The organism is Mycobacterium sp. Soil_C_30, from assembly GCF_057656995.1.
Map to the genome: position 1 here is coordinate 227,806 of NZ_JBDGJH010000010.1, position 17,278 is coordinate 245,083.

Genomic DNA, 17,278 nt, shown 5'->3' on the forward strand with positions numbered 1-17,278 from the left:
ACAGCGAAAGCACGCGCCTCAGGGAGTGCAGGTGCGCGCCAGTTCGTTAGGGTCGTTTGAGTATGAACACGAGAAAGCAGGTATCCCGTCGTGACTGACATGCGTTCCGGGTCAATGGGCCTGAACCTCACCGACTCGGTCTACGAGCGGTTGCTGGCCGAGCGGATCATCTTCCTGGGCACCCAGGTCGACGACGACATCGCCAACCGGCTGTGCGCGCAGATTCTGCTGCTGGCCGCTGAGGACCCCACCAAGGACATCAACCTCTACATCAACTCTCCCGGCGGCTCCGTCAGCGCCGGCATGGCCATCTACGACACGATGGTGCTGGCGCCGTGCGACGTCGCCACCTACGCCATGGGTATGGCCGCGTCGATGGGTGAGTTCCTCCTGGCCGCGGGCACCAAGGGCAAGCGCTTCGCGCTGCCGCACGCGCGGATCATGATGCACCAGCCGTCTGCCGGTATCGGCGGTAGCGCGGCTGATATCGCCATCCAGGCCGAGCAGTATGCGCTCACCAAGAAGGAGATGAACCGGCTCAACGCCGAGTTCACCGGTCAGTCCTTGGAGCGCATCGAAGCCGACGCCGACCGCGACCGGTGGTTCACCGCCCCGGAAGCCCTCGAATACGGCTTCGTCGACCACATCATCACCCGCGCCCACCTCAACGGGAGTGCCTCATGACCTCACCCAGTGCTCGCTACATCCTGCCGTCGTTCATCGAGCACTCGAGCTTCGGCGTCAAGGAATCCAACCCGTACAACAAGCTGTTCGAGGAACGCATCATCTTCCTCGGCGTGCAGGTGGACGACGCGTCGGCGAACGACATCATGGCCCAGCTGCTGGTGCTGGAGTCGCTGGATCCCGACCGTGACATCACGATGTACATCAACTCGCCCGGTGGTTCGTTCACCTCGCTGATGGCGATCTACGACACCATGCAGTACGTGCGCGCCGACATCCAGACGGTGTGCCTGGGCCAGGCTGCCTCGGCGGCCGCGGTGCTGCTGGCCGCCGGAACCCCCGGCAAGCGGCTGGCTCTGCCGAATGCCCGCGTGCTGATCCATCAGCCCGCGGTGGGTGGCGCCATCCAGGGTCAGGTGTCGGATCTGGAGATCCAGGCCGCCGAGATCGAGCGCATGCGCACCCTGATGGACACCACGCTGGCACGCCACACCGGGCGTACGCCCGAGCAGGTGCGCAAGGACACCGACCGCGACAAGATCCTCACCGCGGCCGAGGCCAAGGACTACGGGATCATCGACACGGTGCTGGACTACCGGAAGCTCTCGGCGCAGTCTGCGTAGCCGCCGTACCGGGGCGCAGCGCGACGCACGGTCGCGGCCGAATCACGACGGCGACACGGCCGCGCGTTGCGCCCCCGGTAAGCAGGCCGAGGCGCTATGTTCTTGCGACAAGCGAATACCACCGACGCTATTCGCTTTATCAGTCGCCCAGTACCCGGATAAGCGGGTAGCGTCGGGAACAGCACAAATAGCACCCGACATTCCGGTGAACTCCACCGGCAGACAGGAAGTGGGACCCCTGCACCATGGCGCGCATCGGAGACGGCGGTGACCTGCTGAAGTGCTCGTTCTGCGGGAAGAGCCAAAAGCAGGTCAAGAAGCTCATCGCGGGGCCCGGCGTTTACATCTGCGACGAGTGCATCGACCTCTGCAACGAGATCATCGAAGAGGAACTCGCCGACGCTGACGACGTCAAACTCGACGAGCTGCCCAAACCCGCGGAGATCCGGGAGTTCCTCGAGGGCTATGTGATCGGCCAGGACACCGCCAAGCGCACGCTGGCGGTCGCGGTCTACAACCACTACAAGCGCATCCAGGCGGGGGAGAAGAGCGGCCGGGATTCGCGTTCGGGTGAGTCCGTGGAACTGGCCAAGTCGAACATCCTGATGCTCGGCCCCACCGGCTGCGGTAAGACCTATCTGGCGCAGACCCTGGCCAAGATGCTCAACGTTCCGTTCGCCATTGCCGATGCGACGGCGCTGACCGAGGCCGGCTACGTCGGTGAAGACGTCGAGAACATTCTGCTCAAGCTGATCCAGGCGGCCGACTACGACGTCAAGCGCGCCGAGACCGGCATCATCTACATCGATGAGGTCGACAAGATCGCCCGCAAGAGCGAGAACCCGTCGATCACCCGCGACGTCTCCGGCGAGGGCGTGCAGCAGGCGCTGCTGAAGATCCTCGAGGGCACGCAGGCCTCGGTGCCCCCGCAGGGTGGTCGCAAGCATCCGCATCAGGAATTCATCCAGATCGACACCACCAACGTGCTGTTCATCGTCGCGGGTGCGTTCGCCGGCCTGGAGAAGATCGTCTCTGACCGAGTTGGCAAGCGCGGCATCGGGTTTGGTGCCGAGGTGCGCAGCAAGGCCGAGATCGACACCCAGGATCACTTCGCGGAGGTGATGCCGGAGGACCTGATCAAGTTCGGTCTGATCCCCGAGTTCATCGGCCGCCTGCCCGTGGTGGCGTCGGTGACGAATCTGGACAAGGACTCGCTGGTGCAGATCCTGTCGCAGCCCAAGAACGCGCTGGTGAAGCAGTACACCCGGCTGTTCGACATGGACGGCGTGGAGCTGGAGTTCACCGCCGACGCGCTCGAGGCGATTGCCGATCAGGCCATCCATCGCGGCACCGGTGCCCGCGGCCTGCGCGCCATCATGGAAGAAGTCCTGCTGCCGGTGATGTACGACATCCCCAGCCGCGATGACGTCGCCAAGGTGGTCGTGACCAAGGAGACCGTGGACGACAACGTGCTGCCGACCATCGTGCCGCGCAAGCCGTCGCGGACCGAACGCCGGGACAAGAGCGCCTGACGACCGATCCGCGGTGAGGAGTCGGGCTAACCGGACAGCGCCTGACGCTTCGACATTGCATTGAGGGTCGTGATCCATCGCGGATCACGACCCTCAATGCATTCTCGGCAGTGCTAGCGGACCAGCCGAGTCAACGAGGCGCGCTCGGCGATGACTTCGTCCACCAGGGCGGCGATCTCGGCCACGCCGTCGCGCCTGGCATACGCGGCCTCCAGGGCGCGGGCGTTGCGCAGATAACTCTTGTTGTCCAGCACGTCACGCACCGCCCGGCGGAGCTGGCCGACCGACGGGGTTCCGGTGCGCAGGTTGACCCCCGCGCCGGACCACTGCACCCTCGTTGCCACCTCGGGTTTGTCCTCGGTGTCACCGGCCACCACGAGGGGCACGCCCGCCGACAGCGCGCGCTGGACGGCGCCGTACCCACCGTTGGTGACCATCACGTCGACGTGGGGAAGCAACTGGTCGTGTGGAATGTATTCAGCCACATGAGTATTGGGTGGCAGCGAGATCGTGATCTGGTTCAGGGGCCGCCCGCCGGTGGTGGCGACGACGGTGACGTCCTCACCGCCGAGCGCCTCGATGGTCGGTTCGAGCAACCGCCCGAGGTCGGCGTTGTCGATCGTTCCCTGGGTGACGTGCACCACCGGCTTGTCGCCGCGTAGCTGCGACCACCACGCCGGCGGCCGGAAGCCCTCGGTCGGCCGGGGGTGGACGGCGCCGACGTACCGCACGTTGGCGGGCAGGTCACTGCGCGGATAGTCGAATTTCGGCACCGTGGGCGCGATGTAGCGGTCGGCCAGCACGCCGCAATCCATCACGAACACCGGCAACTGCGGGCAGTTCATCCGATTCAACAGGTCGTTGGCCACACGGTGCGACTGCCGCAGCAACACCTTCTGCGACAGCAGGTTCAGCGTCCGGTTCCGTAGCCGGCCGAGCGGAGTCGCCGACGGCATCATGCCCAGCCCCATCGGTGCGTGGTCGCGACTGCTCATCATCAGCGGCGTGGTCGAGTAGCTCAACACCGGCGGCCGGGCGGCCGGATCACCGAGCAGGAACGGCACGATGCCGAAGAAGCCGGCGTCGGCGATGATCGCGTCGTACCGGGTGGTCTTCATCAGTTCGGCGAGGGCCGCCGTCTGGTGGGGCATCGGCGCCAAGAACAGCCGGGTGATGTCGAAGTTCACCCGTTTGATGCCGGACGTCTCCGCGCGGCCGGGAAAGTCCCGGTTCAGGTTCGCCTCGTCGAATTCGGCGGCGGCCGGCAGCGCGGCGGGTGTGGCGCCGACGGCCCGGATCCGGTCGGCGTGCTGGGCCGCCGTCAGCACAGTGACGCGGTCGCCGCGCGCCACCAGCCCTTCGGCCACGTTGAGCAGCGGGCCGACGTGGCCGACGGGCTGCATGGATGCGATCAGTATCTCCGGCATCGTGAGGTCCTCCGTGTGGTTCGTATAGCGAGTTGCCTGGGAACCGATGCTTGTCGAGGGCATGGTCGCGAACTTGGAGGTTGTGTGGAGATCGGGTGGAGATTGCAGGTAGACCGCACAAAGCGGCGGCCCCGGAGGACTCCGGGGCCGCCGCGTGGTGGGGAAGTTCAGTTCATGTTCCAGGGCGCGCCGTAGGTGGTCACACTGTCACCGGCTGCGGAGATCAGCCGGGCATAGGGGCGCAGCAGCACGCCACCGGCCGCACCGGTCACGGTGCCGTGGGCGTTGGACACCGCCACCGCGCCGTTGGCTCCCTTGACGTCCACGGAGAAGGTGGCCACTTCCTGGATGCCGGGACCGTTGCCCAGGTCGGCGGTGATCGACGCGCCGGGGAACAGCGGCGGGGTGACGACGGCGGGGATCAGGTCCAGGTCCAGGCCGCCGGTGATCGGGTTGAACGTGCCGTAGTCCTGGCTGTCGAACGCGACGTTCGGGGTGGTGTAGCTGAAGTTGATGCCCACACCCAGCGACCAGGGAAAGCCCACCTGGTAGCCCAATTCGAGCACGCCCTTGAAATCCTTGGCGCCGTCACCGGTCACGCTGTAGACGGCCTTGCCGGAGTGGAACCACTCCCGGGTGAGACGGTTGCGGTCCAAGGGGAAGACACCGTTGAGGAACGTGTCCCACTGCTGGATGGTCAGGGTGCGGCCCTGACCGTCGACGAGGCTGAGCTCATTGTCCAAGCCGGCATGCGAGGTGCCCGTGCCCACGAACAGTGCGGCGACGGCGGCGATCAACGCCACCAACACCCGGCCGATTGTCTTCATGTTGCCCCTCACTGTTTCGCGGTGCTCCGCTCCGACCTATGACGATGCGGACCCGCAGAACCTATAGCGAAGTGAGGGTGCGTGGGTGACGAAATCGCGTTCAGCGGGCCGCTTTTCGGCATTCTGGAGGTGTCGTCGCGCCGCTCAGCTGCGGCGATGAGGCCCTCTGCCAATGAACTGTGGAGTTGCTTGACCCTGGATGTGATCGGCCGATTCGAGGCTTCGGCTCGGATAGGTTTCAGCTCGCCGAGTGGATGATCCGGTCGGGTCTGCTGTAGATGTTCATCGAGTCGCCGCGTAAGAATGCCACCAGTGTGAGCCCGGACTGCGTGGCCAGATCGACGGCCAGAGAGGAGGGGGCCGACACCGCCGCCATCACGGAAATGCCTGCCATGACTGCCTTTTGGGTCAGTTCGAACGACGCGCGGCCACTGACCAGTAGCACAGTGCCGGTCAGCGGGATGCGGTGTTGTTCGAGCGCCCAGCCGATGACCTTGTCGACGGCGTTGTGCCTGCCGATGTCCTCGCGCAACGCCAGCATGGTTCCGTCGGCAGTGAACAGGGCCGCCCCGTGCAGTCCGCCGGTACTGGCGAACACCTTCTGCCCGGACCGAAGTTGTTGCGGCATCGTGGTGAGGGTCTCGGCCAGGACCGTCGTCGGGTCGTCGCCGGGGGCGTGGCGGCTGATGGTGGCCACGGCGTCCAGCGACGATTTGCCGCAGATACCGCACGACGAGGTGGTGTAGAAGTTGCGCCGTACATCGACATCCGGCAGTGGGACACCAGGTGCCAGGGTGACGTCGAGAACGTTGTAGGTGTTCATTCCGTTTTCGTCAGCGCCCCGGCAGTACCGCACGTCGCGAATGTCGTCGCGACCGCCGATCACGCCCTCGGTCAGCAGAAAACCTTGCGCCAGCTCGAAATCCGAGCCTGGAGTGCGCATCGTGACGGTCAGCGGGTTGCCGTTGAGGCGGATCTCCAGCGGCTCCTCCACCACCAGCGTCTCGGGACGTTCGGTGGTGTGGTCGGCCGACACGTGGCTGGCCCGCCGGCGTGCCGTCACCCTACCCATGCGCTGCTTTCCACCACACCAATCTACTGCGGGTCGATGATCTGCAGGACGCCCGCGGTGTTGCCTGCCACGAACAGCCGGCCGGTGGCCGGATCGACCCCGAGGGTGTAGGGGTTCTGCACCGTGGGGATCCGGGCGATTTCCCGGGGAGTCGGTTGCGCCATGTCGTAGCCCACCACTTCGTTGGTGCCCGACGACGCGACCCACAGCCGATCTCGGCGGGCGTCGTAGGTGATGCCGTACGGGCCGCCGGGTTGCGCCACCCGCGCCACCTCGCGGGGTCGGGGTTCCGGTTCGAATACCCGCACCGCGTCGCCACGGGTGTCGGCGGCGATCAGGCGGCCGTGTTTGTCGGCCACCAGGTGGGTGGGGCCGTCGCCGGCGGGTACCGAGCCGACGATGGTCAGGGTTTCGGTGTCGTAGACGGTCAGGTCGTTCTTGCGGACGTCGAGCAGGCCCATCACGGTTCCGGTCGGCGCCAGGCCGGCGGGCTGCACGCTGTCGGTGAACACCTTCACCACTTCGTCGCCGCGGAGCGCCGCGACGGTGCCGCCGTGTTCGTTGGCGACGAAGACCGTGCCGTTGGCCGCCTGGGCGGCGTCGTGGGGGAAGGTGCCGGTCAGCACCCGCTGTCGAGCCTGCCCGTCGGGCAGGTCGACGCGCACCAGGGCGTCGGCGCTTTCGACCGGGACCAGCACCGGACCGCCCGGCGCCGCCAACTGCAGGTGCCGCGCGAACCCCGGCAGTGGCGTACGCGCGGTGACGGCTCCGGTGTCGGCGTCCAGCAGGACCAGCTCGTTGGGATCGCGGGTGGTGACGGCTACGCGGCGGCTGACGGGATCGACGACGACGCCCTCGGGTGCCGCGCCGACGGGGATCTGACGTCCGGGCGGTGGTTGCACAGGCGGCGGGGCCTGCTGAGGTTCGGCCGGCGGCGGCAATGTCTGTGGGTCAGGCCGGGTGCCCTCGGTCACGGGCGCAGGCATCGGAGGTGACGGTGCGGCGCCGCAGCCTGCCGTCAGCAGAACGCAGGCGATCGCGGCGAGAGTGAGCGCGCGCATGGTGAGGCGGTACCCGGCCGCCTGCGCGACGACGCACTGACGGGTATGACGAGGGTGTGACCGGCGCGGCCGCACCCGGCGGCAGTGTGCCGCCGCCGCCGGGTGCGGGGTCTCTGGTCGCCCGATGTCTGCCTCTCGGGCTCAGCTCAGCGGCCCTTGCCGTCCAGCTGATGCCGGTGCGGCGACTGCGGAGCGCAGGGCGCGGACGCGTCCTCGGTGTGGGTGGCCGTCGCGCAGTCCTGGTGGTCGGTGGCCGGGTCGGCGCTCCACACCCCGGCACTGACGGAACTGCCGACCGACGGCATGGCCGGAGCGGCTGCGGCGGCGCCGGCCAGGCCGATCGAGGCGGCACCGATCATGATGGCGGTGATCGCGGTGCGGGCGGCGGCGGTGAGCTTCGACATGGTGTCCTCCTGGTTGGGGCGCTGGTTGCGCCGGTGAACACAGGATCGGCGGCCGGTCTCCACGAATCCTCAAAGGATCCTTGGCGGGTGCGGCCCTTTGCCGTTGCTGGCGCTTCGGGCCAGCGTCCGCGCATTCTGACGTTGACGTCGGTGTAACAAATTTGCCATCGAATGTCCCTAGTTTGGTGCGGTCACACGTCCGTCATCCCGGTTCGGACGCATCGCAGTGAGGAAGTCCCATGAGCGGAAATGCCGTCCGTCTGCAGGCGATCAACAACGTGGAGGCCTACGTCCCTCCGGCGATCAGCTTCGACCCGACCGAGGAGCCCGGCGCGATCTTCGGCGCCAACGTGTTCACCAAGGCCGAGATGCAGCTGCGTCTGCCGAAATCGGTGTTCAAGTCCGTCGTCGCGACCATCGAGAAGGGCGCCACGCTCGATCCCGCCGTCGCCGACTCGGTGGCGTCGGCGATGAAGGACTGGGCGCTGTCGAAGGGTGCCACGCACTACGCCCACGTCTTCTACCCGATGACCGGGTTGACCGCCGAGAAGCACGACAGCTTCCTCGAACCCGTCTCCGACGGGCAGACGTTGGCCGAGTTCGCCGGCAAGACACTCATCCAGGGCGAACCGGACGCCTCCAGCTTCCCGTCGGGTGGCCTGCGCAGCACCTTCGAAGCGCGCGGTTACACCGGCTGGGATGTCACCAGCCCGGCCTACATCCTGGAGAACCCGAACGGCAACACGCTCTGCATCCCGACGGTGTTCGTGTCCATGACCGGCGAGGCGCTGGACTACAAGACCCCGCTGCTGCGCAGCCAGCAGGCCATGGGCGCGCACGCCGAGCGCATCCTCACGCTGTTCGGCCACAAGAATCTGGAGAAGGTGGTCTCGTTCTGCGGGCCCGAACAGGAGTACTTCCTGGTGGACCGGCACTTCTTCCTGGCCCGCCCGGACCTGATCAACGCCGGCCGTACCCTCTTCGGCGCCAAGCCGCCGAAGGGGCAGGAATTCGATGACCACTACTTCGGCGCGGTGCCCGAGCGGGTCCTGGGCTTCATGATGGACACCGAGCGTGAGCTGTTCAAGCTCGGCATCCCCGCCAAGACCAGGCACAACGAGGTCGCCCCGGCGCAGTTCGAGGTGGCGCCGATGTTCGAGCGCGCCAATATCGCCTCCGACCACCAGCAGCTGCTGATGACGGTGTTCAAGACGATCGCCAAGAAACACGGCATGGAGTGCCTGTTCCACGAGAAGCCGTTCGCCGGGGTCAACGGCTCCGGTAAGCACGTGAACTTCTCGGTGGGCAACGCCGAGTTGGGTTCGTTGCTGGTCCCGGGTGACACCCCGCACGAGAACGCCCAGTTCCTGGTGTTCTGCGCGGCCGTGATCCGCGCCGTGCACAAGTTCGGCGGCCTGCTGCGGGTGTCGGTGGCCTCGGCCACCAACGATCACCGCCTCGGCGCCAACGAGGCGCCGCCGGCAATCATCTCGATCTTCCTCGGCGAGCAGCTCGCCGATGTGTTCGAGCAGATCGCCAAGGGTGCGGCCACCTCGTCAAAAGGCAAGGGCACCATGATGATCGGTGTCGACACCTTGCCGCATCTGCCCACCGATCCGGGCGACCGCAACCGCACCAGCCCGTTCGCGTTCACCGGTAACCGGTTCGAGTTCCGCGCGCCCGGTTCGGGTCAGACCGTCGCCGTGCCGATGATCATCCTGAACACGATCATGGCCGACTCGTTCGATCACATGGCCACGGTGCTGGAGAAATCGCTGGCTGACGGAGTGGACTTCGATACCGCGGTGCAGCAGTTGCTCACCGAGGTCATCACCGAGCACGGCGCGGTGGTGTTCAACGGTGACGGCTACTCCGACAACTGGCAGATCGAGGCGGCCGAACGAGGCCTGCCCAATCTCAAGACCACCCTCGATGCGATTCCCGAGCTGATCAAACCCGAGGCCGTCGAGTTGTTCGAGAAGTACGGCGTGTTCAACGAGCGCGAGTTGCACAGCCGTTACGAGGTGCGTCTCGAGCAGTACGCGCTGACCATCGCCGTGGAGGCCAAGCTCGCCCTGGAGCTGGGCTCGACGGTGATCCTGCCCGCAGCGCTGCGGTATCAGACCGAGCTGGCGCAGAATGTCGCCACCTTGAAGGCGGCCGGCGTCGAGCCGAGCTTGGTTCTGCTGGAGCAGGTTTCGGCCCCGATCTCCGAGCTCACCTCGGCGTTGTCGGCGCTGAAGGCGGCGCTGGCCGAGCATGCCGAGGGCTCGCTGGCGGAGGCGACGCACGCCCGCGACGTGCTGCTGCCGGCGATGGCTGCGGTGCGGACCGCGGCTGACTCGTTGGAAAGTGTTGTGGCCGACGACCTGTGGCCGCTGCCCACCTACCAGGAGATGCTCTACATCCTCTGAGTTGACCTGATCATTCCCCGCGAGCGCGCGCGTCTGTACGGCGACACGCCGCACTTTTTGTACAGACGCGCGCGCTCGCTCCGCCCGACTAGCCTCGCGGCTATGCCGAGGAGCAAAGGCCGGACCAAGAAGTCCAAGGGCAAGGCGTGGCGGACCGGCCGGGCGGGGTCGGAATACGAGGAAAACGTTGCCGAGCCGTCGGCCGGCCTGGACCTCGCGACGATGCCGGAGGCTCTGGTCGAGGTCCTGTCGAACGCATTGGCGGAGGACGCGGACCCGGCCTACGGCGATGACCACTTGGGCCGGGTGCTCGTCCGGCGCGGGTGGGAGCCGCTGCACGTCCATCTCGAAGACAGCTCGGACATGTGGTCATGGCCGTCGTCGGCGCCCGAAGGGGACTCCTGGGTGCCCACCGCGGTGACCGTTCTCGAGGACGGCTACCTGGTGCAGTTCGCCGACTTCCAGTCGCTGATGCGGGACGAACACGCCGAATACTCCAGCCGCGAAGAGTTGCTCGACGACCTCGACACCATCGAGGCGTATCGGCATCCAGCCGACCCACGGACCTAGTGTTTGTCCTTATGTTCGGACAAATGTAGACACCGGGGTGTGGCGGTGGCTACACTCACCTCTCGTCGGAACCGCCGAGCGAGAGGCTGGCCCCGTGACCACTCAAATCCCTTCAGCCGCTCAAACACCCGTCGGCATCATCGGTTTCGGCTGGATGGGTCGGGTGCACGCGCAGGCCTACGCCCGCGTCCGCCATCACTACCCGCAGCATGCCCGCCTGGTGGCGATCGCCGATGACGTTCCCGGCCGCGCCGAGGAGGCTGCCCGGCAGTTCGGTGCGTCCACCGCGGTGACGGACTGGCGTGTGTTGCTCGACGATCAGTCGGTGAGCGCCGTCAGCGTCACCGCACCCAACTTCCTGCACCGCGAAATCGGCACTGCCGTGGTGGAGGCGGGCAAGCACCTGTGGATCGAGAAGCCGGTGGGCCTCAGCGCTTCTGATGCGCTGGCGGTGGCGCGTGCCGCCGAGACCGCCGGGGTGCAAACGGCCGTCGGATTCAACTACCGCAACGCGCCCGCGGTCGCGGCCGCCCGCGAACTGATCGCCGCCGGCGAACTCGGTGAGATCACCCACGCCCGTTGCTATTTCCTCAGCGATTACGCCGCCCACCCCGACGGCGCACTGAGCTGGCGCTTCCAGCGCAACCGCGGCGGCAACGGTGTGCTCGGTGATCTCGCCTCGCACGGTGTGGATCTCGTGCGGCATCTGCTCGGCGACATCGACTCGGTGATCGCCGACACCGCCATCTTTGTCCCGCAGCGGCCGGTGCCCACGGGTGCCACCAGTGGGCACCAGCTCGCCGCGGGCGGCCGGCGCGACGCGGTGGAGAACGAGGACTACGTATTCGCACAGCTGCGGCTGACCTCCGGCGCGCGCTGCACGGTGGAGGCCAGCAGGGTGTCGGTGGGCGAGCAGAATGCCTACGGTTTCGAGATCCACGGCACCAAGGGCATGGTGGGTTGGGACTTCCGGCGCATCGGCGAACTGCGGGTCGGCACCGGGTCGGTGTTTCAGGACCAGCCCGTCACCACCCGCTATGTCGGTCCCGGGGACGGTGAGTATGCCGCCTTCCAGCCCGGCTCCGCCATCGCACTGGGCTATGACGATCTCAAGGTCATTGAGGCACAACGATTCCTGCGCTCCATCGCCACAGGGCACCCGCACGGCGCCACCATCTGGGATGCGGTGCGCACGGCCCAGGTGATCGAGGCGATCACCGAGTCCGTGCGCACCGGCACCTGGACTGAGCCCGCGCGTTGATCTTCCACACATCCCCGGGTCAGGGGGTGTGCCGTCGGCCCAGCGCGGCCAGTTCACCGGCCAGCGTTTCGGCGTCCATCCCGGTTGTCAGCGCCCGTGACAGCAACTCGGCCTGCGTTTCTCCGTGCAGGCCCGAAATGGGTTGATCGAGGTCGAGATTACTCGGGAACGCGTAACCCTCAGCGGCAGCGGCGATCACGTTGTCGGCACCGGCCGCCTGGTGCAGGAAAGGGTAGATGGCGTTGACGATCGCTTCCCGGTCCACCGCGTCGATGGCTCGACCGAACGGCGAGCTGACCTGCAACAGATTGGCCATCCGCTTGATGTCCGACGAGCTGTTGGTGCCCGCGGCGTGGAACAGCGCGGGGTTGAAGAACACGGCGTCACCGGCTTTCAGCGGCAACTGAACGTAATTGGCGTGGAAGTACTCCCGGAACTGCGGCAGGTTGAATGCGAGATAACCCGGTTCGTACTGGTGCGAGTAGGGCAGGTACATCGTCGGTCCCGACTCCACCGGCATGTCGACGTGAGCCACCGCACCCTGCAGGGTGAGTGCGGGGGACAGGCGGTGTACGTGCGCGCGGAAACGCGCCGCGGTGTCGGTGGACATGAAACCCAGGTGGTAGTCGCGATGCGGATTCTGCGCACCGCCACCAGGATTGACCACATTGACCGACGAGGTCACCTGATACATCGGTCCCAACCAGGCGCACGACACCAATGCCAGTACGTCGTTGGAGTAATAGCGCACGAACGGCTCGGGATCGGTGAGCGCAAGTTTCTGCAACGCATTCCAGATGCGATCGTTGGCGCCGGGCTTGGCGAAATGGTCGCCGTTGACCACACCCGACGCACGTTGCTCGGCGATGATGCCGCTGAACCGGGCGGTGGTCTCGGCCAGTGCGTGCTGCTCGGTGAAGGCCCCCGTGAAGACGACGATACCGGGCCCGGTCAGCAGGGCCCGCGCCAGTTCATCGGCGATCTCCTCGCGGCGCTGCGGATCCGTGGCCTGGGCGGTGATCACCTCGGCGTTGTAGAACAGCACGCCGCGGGTGGTGTCGGAGGCGTACGGGTAATCGGCCAGCGCCGTCTCCTGGGACAGCACACGGTCGAAATCCTGGATATCGCAGTCGGATTCCGAGATACGGCCGGCACCGACGGCACCTGTCACACTGCGGGTCATGTTGGTCTCCTCGTCAGATGATGTCGATCTGTGATGCCGGCAGAATCAGGATGACAAGATGGGAAAGTCGGAACAACCACACAAACCCCTCAAAACGACCTCAGGAACCAGCCGGTGCGACGTCCCTACCCGATTCGTGAAATCGCCCGCCAGGCCGGCGTGAGCGAGGCGACCGTCGACCGCGTGTTACACCGCCGGCCGGGCGTGCGGACCGGCACGGTGCTCCAGGTCGAGCAGGCGATCGCCGACCTCGAGCGCCAGTCCACCCAGATACGATTGTCCGGCCGGACGTTCATGATCGATGTGGTGATGGACACCCCGAAACGGTTCTCGGCGTTGGTCCGTCGCGCCCTGGAACGAGAGTTGCCCGGTCTGGGCCCGGCAGTGCTGCGCAGCCGGTTCCATCTCCGCGAACACTGGCCGCTCGAGGAACTGATCGGTCAACTCGACAGGATCGCACGCCAGGGCAGCCACGGGGTGGTGCTCAAGGCTCCGGACATCCCGGAGGTCGCTGCGGCCATCGGCCGGTTGACCGCGGCCAAGATCCCGGTGATCACGCTGGTCACGGATGTGCCTGCCAGTACGCGCATCGCGCACGTGGGAATGGATGACCGGGCAGCGGGTGCGGCGGCATACTTGATGCATCAGTGGCTGCGTCGGCTGCCGGGCCGGGTACTGGTGGTGACCAGCAGCGCCCTGTTCCGGGGGGAGGAAGACCGGGAGACGGGATTCCGGTCCGGTCTGCGTGACTACGACCCTGACCGCGCGATCGTCGACGTCACCAATTCCGACGGGCTCGACGCCACCTGCCGGGAACTGGTCGGTACCGCGCTCACAGCGCATCCCGACATCGTCGCGGTCTACTCGATCGGCGGCGGGAACACCGGTATCGCAGACGCTTTCGACGCGGCGGGCCGGCACTGTGAAGTGTTCATCGGTCACGACCTGGCCAAGGCCAACCGCGAGCTGTTGTTGGCCGGCAGGCTCAGCGCGGTGCTACATCACGATCTGGGGGCCGACATGCGCCGGGTGGCCCGGCTGGTGATGACCCACCACGGGGCTTTGCCGGGCCGGTTGCCCGCGCAGCCGTCAGCGATTCAGATCATCACGCGGGAGAATCTGCCTCCGGATCTCGTCGGCGATGTCGAGCGTTGACACGGCAGTGCGCAACGGATGGATCTCGGATTCGGTGCGCCCGTCGGTGATCAGTCTCGCCGCCTCCACCGCCGCGTAGTGCAGCCCGTCGGCCTGCGTTCCGGGCTTCTCGTCGTAGCGCAGCACCAGCCCCGGATCGGACGGATGCCCTTTGTGCCGGGTCAGCGTGAACGGTCCGGGCATGAAGAACGGGCCGTCGATGTGCAGTGTCGAGTCGCGGCCGCTGATCACCGCCGAGGTGGGGGTATCGGACAAGATCGTGGTGTGCAGGACCGCCTGATTGCCGGCCGCGTCGGACAGCATCGCCGAGATCTGCCCGGGGAGACCCGGGACCGCGTCCTGGCTCTGCGCCACCACCCTGGTGAATGATCCGAACACCAGGTGCGCCAAGGCGATCGGATAGGTGCCCAGGTCCAGAAGCGGACCGCCCGCGAGATCGGCGTTGTAGATGCGGTGATCGGGAGTGAAGAACTCGCCGTGGTCGGCGATCACCGTGCGCACCTCACCGAGCGCGCCGTCGTCGAGCAGTTGGCGGATGACATCGAACTTCGGCAGGAACTTGGTCCACATCGCCTCGCCGACGAACCGGTTGGCGCCGGCTGCCGCCGCGATGATCTCGCGTGCGCCTGCCGCGTCCACCGCGAGCGGCTTTTCCACCAGCACATGCTTGCCCGCCGCAAGCGCGGCGATCGTGTTGTCGCGATGACTGGGATGCGGGGTTGCGATGTAGACGATATCGACGTCGGGGTCGTCGAACAGCGCTTCGTAGCTGCCGTGGGCGGCGGGCAGCGACCACTGCGCGGCGAAGGCCTGCGCGCGACCGGCATCGCGGGAAGCGACGGCGGCCACCCGTTGAGTTGTGTTGGCCTGCACTGACTCCACAAAACGATGCGCGATCCACCCCGGGCCGGCAATACCCCAGCGCAACGACGGCGCCTCCCGCGGGTCGGGTGTCCGGGGCGTCGGCAGCGTGGTGAGGTTCATGGCATCAGCGTAATCCGCCAATGCTCTATTTGTTAAGACATCAGCATGTAATACTCACGCTATGACTGTGCGCGTAGGGGTTGTCGGAGTCGGCGTCATGGGTGCCGACCACGCTCGCAAGCTGGCCAAGGTGGTGTCCGGCTCCGACGTGGTGGCGGTGACCGATTTCAATGCCGAGGTGGCCCGACAGGTGGCCGACGAACTCGGCGCCGGTGTGCACGGCGACGGGTTCGCGCTGATCGGCGATGCGAACGTGGACGCCGTGGTGATCGCGACGCGTGATGACACCCACGCCGATCTGGTACTGGCAGCGCTGGGCGCGGGTAAACCCGTCATGTGCGAAAAGCCGTTGGCGCCAACGGCGGCCGAGTGCCAGACGGTACTGGATGCCCAAGCCCGACTCGGTGCCGAGGTGGAACCCGTGACGGTCGGATTCATGCGCCGCTTCGATCCGTCCTACGTCGCCCTGCGGGAGCGGGTGCAAAGCGGTGACCTGGGTGCCCCGTTGATCGCGCATTGCATCAGCCGCACCGTGCACACCTACCCGGGCGGGGATTCGGCGTCGTCGATCACGCAGTCGGCCATCCACGAGCTGGACATCGTGCCGTGGCTGCTGGACTCGCCGATCTCGGCGGTCAGCTGGCAGCACGGCCGCAGTTCGGTGAATTCGGCGGGGCGCCAGGACCCGCAGTTCTACCTGCTGCGCACCGCTTCCGATGTCCTGGTGACCGTCGAGTTGTTCCTCAACGCCCGGTACGGCTACGACACCCGCTGCGAAGTCGTCGGCGAAAAGGGCACGGCAGCACTGACTTTGCCCACCCACATCGTCACCGATTCCGAACGTCAGCGAGGCGTGGCGTACCCGGCTGACTGGATTCCGCGCTACAGCGATGCCTACCGGATCGAACTGCAGGAGTGGATCGACTCGATCCGGGAGAACAGGACGTCGACGCTGGCCGCCGCGGAGGACGGTCTGCGGGCATCGGTAGTGGCCGACGCGCTGGTGGAGTCGATGAAGTCCAACGGCGCCTGGGTCACCGTCTGATCCGGCCGAGCGCGCGTGTCTGTACGGCAACACGCCGGTTCTCTTGTACAAACTCGTGCGCTCGCCCGTGGGGTTACAGCACTTTCAGGGCGGAATCGGCGGCCCGCTGTAACGCCTCGCGCACCGGCGATGCACGGAACTCCCTCGACAGGATCTCCACACCCCACGGCCCGGTGAACCCGAGCTCACGCAGTACCTCGACCAACCCGGCGAGATCAAAAGATCCTTCCCCGCAGAGCAATCGGTTCTCGACGGTGTCTTCGAACAGTGAGCCCTCGACCTCGGCGGAGGCGTCGTCGAGTTCGACGCCGACGATCATCGCCGGTGTCAACGCCTCGCGGAGCTCAGTCAGCGAGGTGCCGGCCCGGAACACATGCCAGGCGTCCACCAGGAGCCCGACCGCCGGATGGTCGGCAGCGGTCACCAACTCCGCACCCAGCGGCACCGTCGAGATGATCGAGAACGGCATGGTTTCGATCGCCACCCGGGTGCCGTGCGCGGCGGCCTGCTGCGCCAGCTCCCGCAGCGGTGTGACCAGCGACTCGGGGTTCTCGATACGCGGGCCCAGTTCGGAGCCGATCTTGATGAACGCCGGCTGCAGGACGTCGGCAGCCTCGAACAGCAGTGCGCGGATATCGTCGGTGTCGCCGGGCAGCCACCACCGCTCGAGCAGTTCGATCTCGATGTGGCGGAGCCCGGCCTCGGCGATCAGATCTCGTAAACCGTTGAACCCCAGAGAGTCCCGGATGACCCGAAGATCCTCGGCGATCAACCCCATACCGCTGTAACCGGCCTCGGCCACCGCCGCCACACGTTCGGCGATCGGCACCGGGCTGACCGGCAGGGGGTGCAGCGGCGAGGTGTTACCGGCACTGGTCCACGCGGTGGCGATCAGCTCAGTCATGAGCCCTTCCCGAAAGCGAGCGAGCGGGTTTGTACAAAAACGCTCGGCGTTTTGTGTACAAACACTCAGTGTCACAGTGGACGTGCCGCTGTTGCGGTGGTTGGGTCTTTTCACCTGGTGTCTGACTCTTAC

The 17,278-nt window shown here is 66.5% G+C and carries 16 protein-coding genes; 8 read left to right on the plus strand and 8 right to left on the minus strand.

Annotation, left to right across the window (positions count from 1 at the left end; genetic code table 11):
• Nucleotides 1–99: 99 nt before the first annotated feature.
• The 3 genes from AC3A6P_RS20215 (at nt 100) to clpX (ending at nt 2,839) form a co-directional block, all read left to right on the plus strand.
• On the plus strand, nt 100–684 hold the full coding sequence (locus tag AC3A6P_RS20215; RefSeq protein ID WP_487693511.1) for an ATP-dependent Clp protease proteolytic subunit: 585 nt from the start codon (nt 100–102) through the stop codon (nt 682–684).
• A complete protein-coding gene (locus AC3A6P_RS20220) occupies nt 681–1,307 on the plus strand; it encodes an ATP-dependent Clp protease proteolytic subunit (protein WP_487693479.1) in 627 nt (208 codons plus the stop codon). Before AC3A6P_RS20215 ends, AC3A6P_RS20220 begins: the two co-directional genes overlap by 4 nt.
• Nucleotides 1,308–1,552: 245 nt before the next feature.
• Nucleotides 1,553–2,839, plus strand: coding sequence for an ATP-dependent Clp protease ATP-binding subunit ClpX (gene clpX, locus AC3A6P_RS20225; RefSeq protein WP_487693480.1), 1,287 nt, complete (start codon nt 1,553–1,555; stop codon nt 2,837–2,839).
• Nucleotides 2,840–2,952: 113 nt separating this feature from the next.
• On the opposite strand, the gene AC3A6P_RS20230 is transcribed toward clpX, so the two are convergent.
• The 5 genes from AC3A6P_RS20230 to AC3A6P_RS20250 all read right to left on the minus strand — a co-directional run bounded on the left by AC3A6P_RS20230 (nt 2,953) and on the right by AC3A6P_RS20250 (nt 7,630).
• A complete protein-coding gene (locus AC3A6P_RS20230) occupies nt 2,953–4,266 on the minus strand; it encodes a nucleotide disphospho-sugar-binding domain-containing protein (RefSeq protein ID WP_487693481.1) in 1,314 nt (437 codons plus the stop codon).
• Between the two features lie 167 nt (nt 4,267–4,433).
• Nucleotides 4,434–5,093 (minus strand): porin MspA, encoded by a 660-nt coding sequence (gene mspA, locus AC3A6P_RS20235; protein WP_487693482.1) that lies wholly within the window; start codon nt 5,091–5,093, stop codon nt 4,434–4,436.
• A gap of 238 nt (nt 5,094–5,331) precedes the next feature.
• The gene (gene fdhD / locus AC3A6P_RS20240) at nt 5,332–6,165 is read right to left on the minus strand and encodes a formate dehydrogenase accessory sulfurtransferase FdhD (protein WP_487693483.1); all 834 of its coding nucleotides are present in this window, start codon (nt 6,163–6,165) and stop codon (nt 5,332–5,334) included.
• 23 nt (nt 6,166–6,188) lie between these two features.
• Nucleotides 6,189–7,226, minus strand: coding sequence for a Vgb family protein (locus tag AC3A6P_RS20245; protein ID WP_487693484.1), 1,038 nt, complete (start codon nt 7,224–7,226; stop codon nt 6,189–6,191).
• Nucleotides 7,227–7,372: 146 nt separating this feature from the next.
• Entirely contained in the window at nt 7,373–7,630 is a 258-nt protein-coding gene (locus AC3A6P_RS20250; protein WP_487693485.1) for a hypothetical protein, read from the minus strand.
• A gap of 239 nt (nt 7,631–7,869) precedes the next feature.
• On the opposite strand from AC3A6P_RS20250, the gene AC3A6P_RS20255 reads away from it, so the two are divergent.
• The 3 genes from AC3A6P_RS20255 (at nt 7,870) to AC3A6P_RS20265 (ending at nt 11,875) form a co-directional block, all read left to right on the plus strand.
• Nucleotides 7,870–10,044 (plus strand): glutamine synthetase III family protein, encoded by a 2,175-nt coding sequence (locus AC3A6P_RS20255; protein ID WP_487693486.1) that lies wholly within the window; start codon nt 7,870–7,872, stop codon nt 10,042–10,044.
• A 102-nt stretch (nt 10,045–10,146) separates the two neighbouring features.
• Nucleotides 10,147–10,614 (plus strand): hypothetical protein, encoded by a 468-nt coding sequence (locus tag AC3A6P_RS20260; protein ID WP_487693487.1) that lies wholly within the window; start codon nt 10,147–10,149, stop codon nt 10,612–10,614.
• Nucleotides 10,615–10,708: 94 nt separating this feature from the next.
• Nucleotides 10,709–11,875 carry a Gfo/Idh/MocA family protein gene (locus AC3A6P_RS20265; protein ID WP_487693488.1) on the plus strand — a complete coding sequence of 389 codons (1,167 nt, stop codon included), beginning with the start codon at nt 10,709–10,711 and terminating at the stop codon, nt 11,873–11,875.
• A gap of 19 nt (nt 11,876–11,894) precedes the next feature.
• On the opposite strand, the gene AC3A6P_RS20270 is transcribed toward AC3A6P_RS20265, so the two are convergent.
• Nucleotides 11,895–13,058 carry a phytanoyl-CoA dioxygenase family protein gene (locus tag AC3A6P_RS20270; protein ID WP_487693489.1) on the minus strand — a complete coding sequence of 388 codons (1,164 nt, stop codon included), beginning with the start codon at nt 13,056–13,058 and terminating at the stop codon, nt 11,895–11,897.
• Nucleotides 13,059–13,172: 114 nt separating this feature from the next.
• On the opposite strand from AC3A6P_RS20270, the gene AC3A6P_RS20275 reads away from it, so the two are divergent.
• The gene (locus tag AC3A6P_RS20275; RefSeq protein WP_487693490.1) at nt 13,173–14,213 is read left to right on the plus strand and encodes a LacI family DNA-binding transcriptional regulator; all 1,041 of its coding nucleotides are present in this window, start codon (nt 13,173–13,175) and stop codon (nt 14,211–14,213) included.
• Here AC3A6P_RS20275 and AC3A6P_RS20280 read toward each other — a convergent pair.
• A complete protein-coding gene (locus tag AC3A6P_RS20280; protein ID WP_487693491.1) occupies nt 14,148–15,197 on the minus strand; it encodes a Gfo/Idh/MocA family protein in 1,050 nt (349 codons plus the stop codon). The genes AC3A6P_RS20275 and AC3A6P_RS20280 overlap by 66 nt on opposite strands.
• Before the next feature lie 61 nt (nt 15,198–15,258).
• On the opposite strand from AC3A6P_RS20280, the gene AC3A6P_RS20285 reads away from it, so the two are divergent.
• Nucleotides 15,259–16,242, plus strand: coding sequence for a Gfo/Idh/MocA family oxidoreductase (locus AC3A6P_RS20285; protein WP_487693492.1), 984 nt, complete (start codon nt 15,259–15,261; stop codon nt 16,240–16,242).
• Nucleotides 16,243–16,315: 73 nt separating this feature from the next.
• Here AC3A6P_RS20285 and AC3A6P_RS20290 read toward each other — a convergent pair whose 3' ends face one another.
• A complete protein-coding gene (locus tag AC3A6P_RS20290; protein WP_487693494.1) occupies nt 16,316–17,146 on the minus strand; it encodes a sugar phosphate isomerase/epimerase family protein in 831 nt (276 codons plus the stop codon).
• Nucleotides 17,147–17,278: the final 132 nt, after the last annotated feature.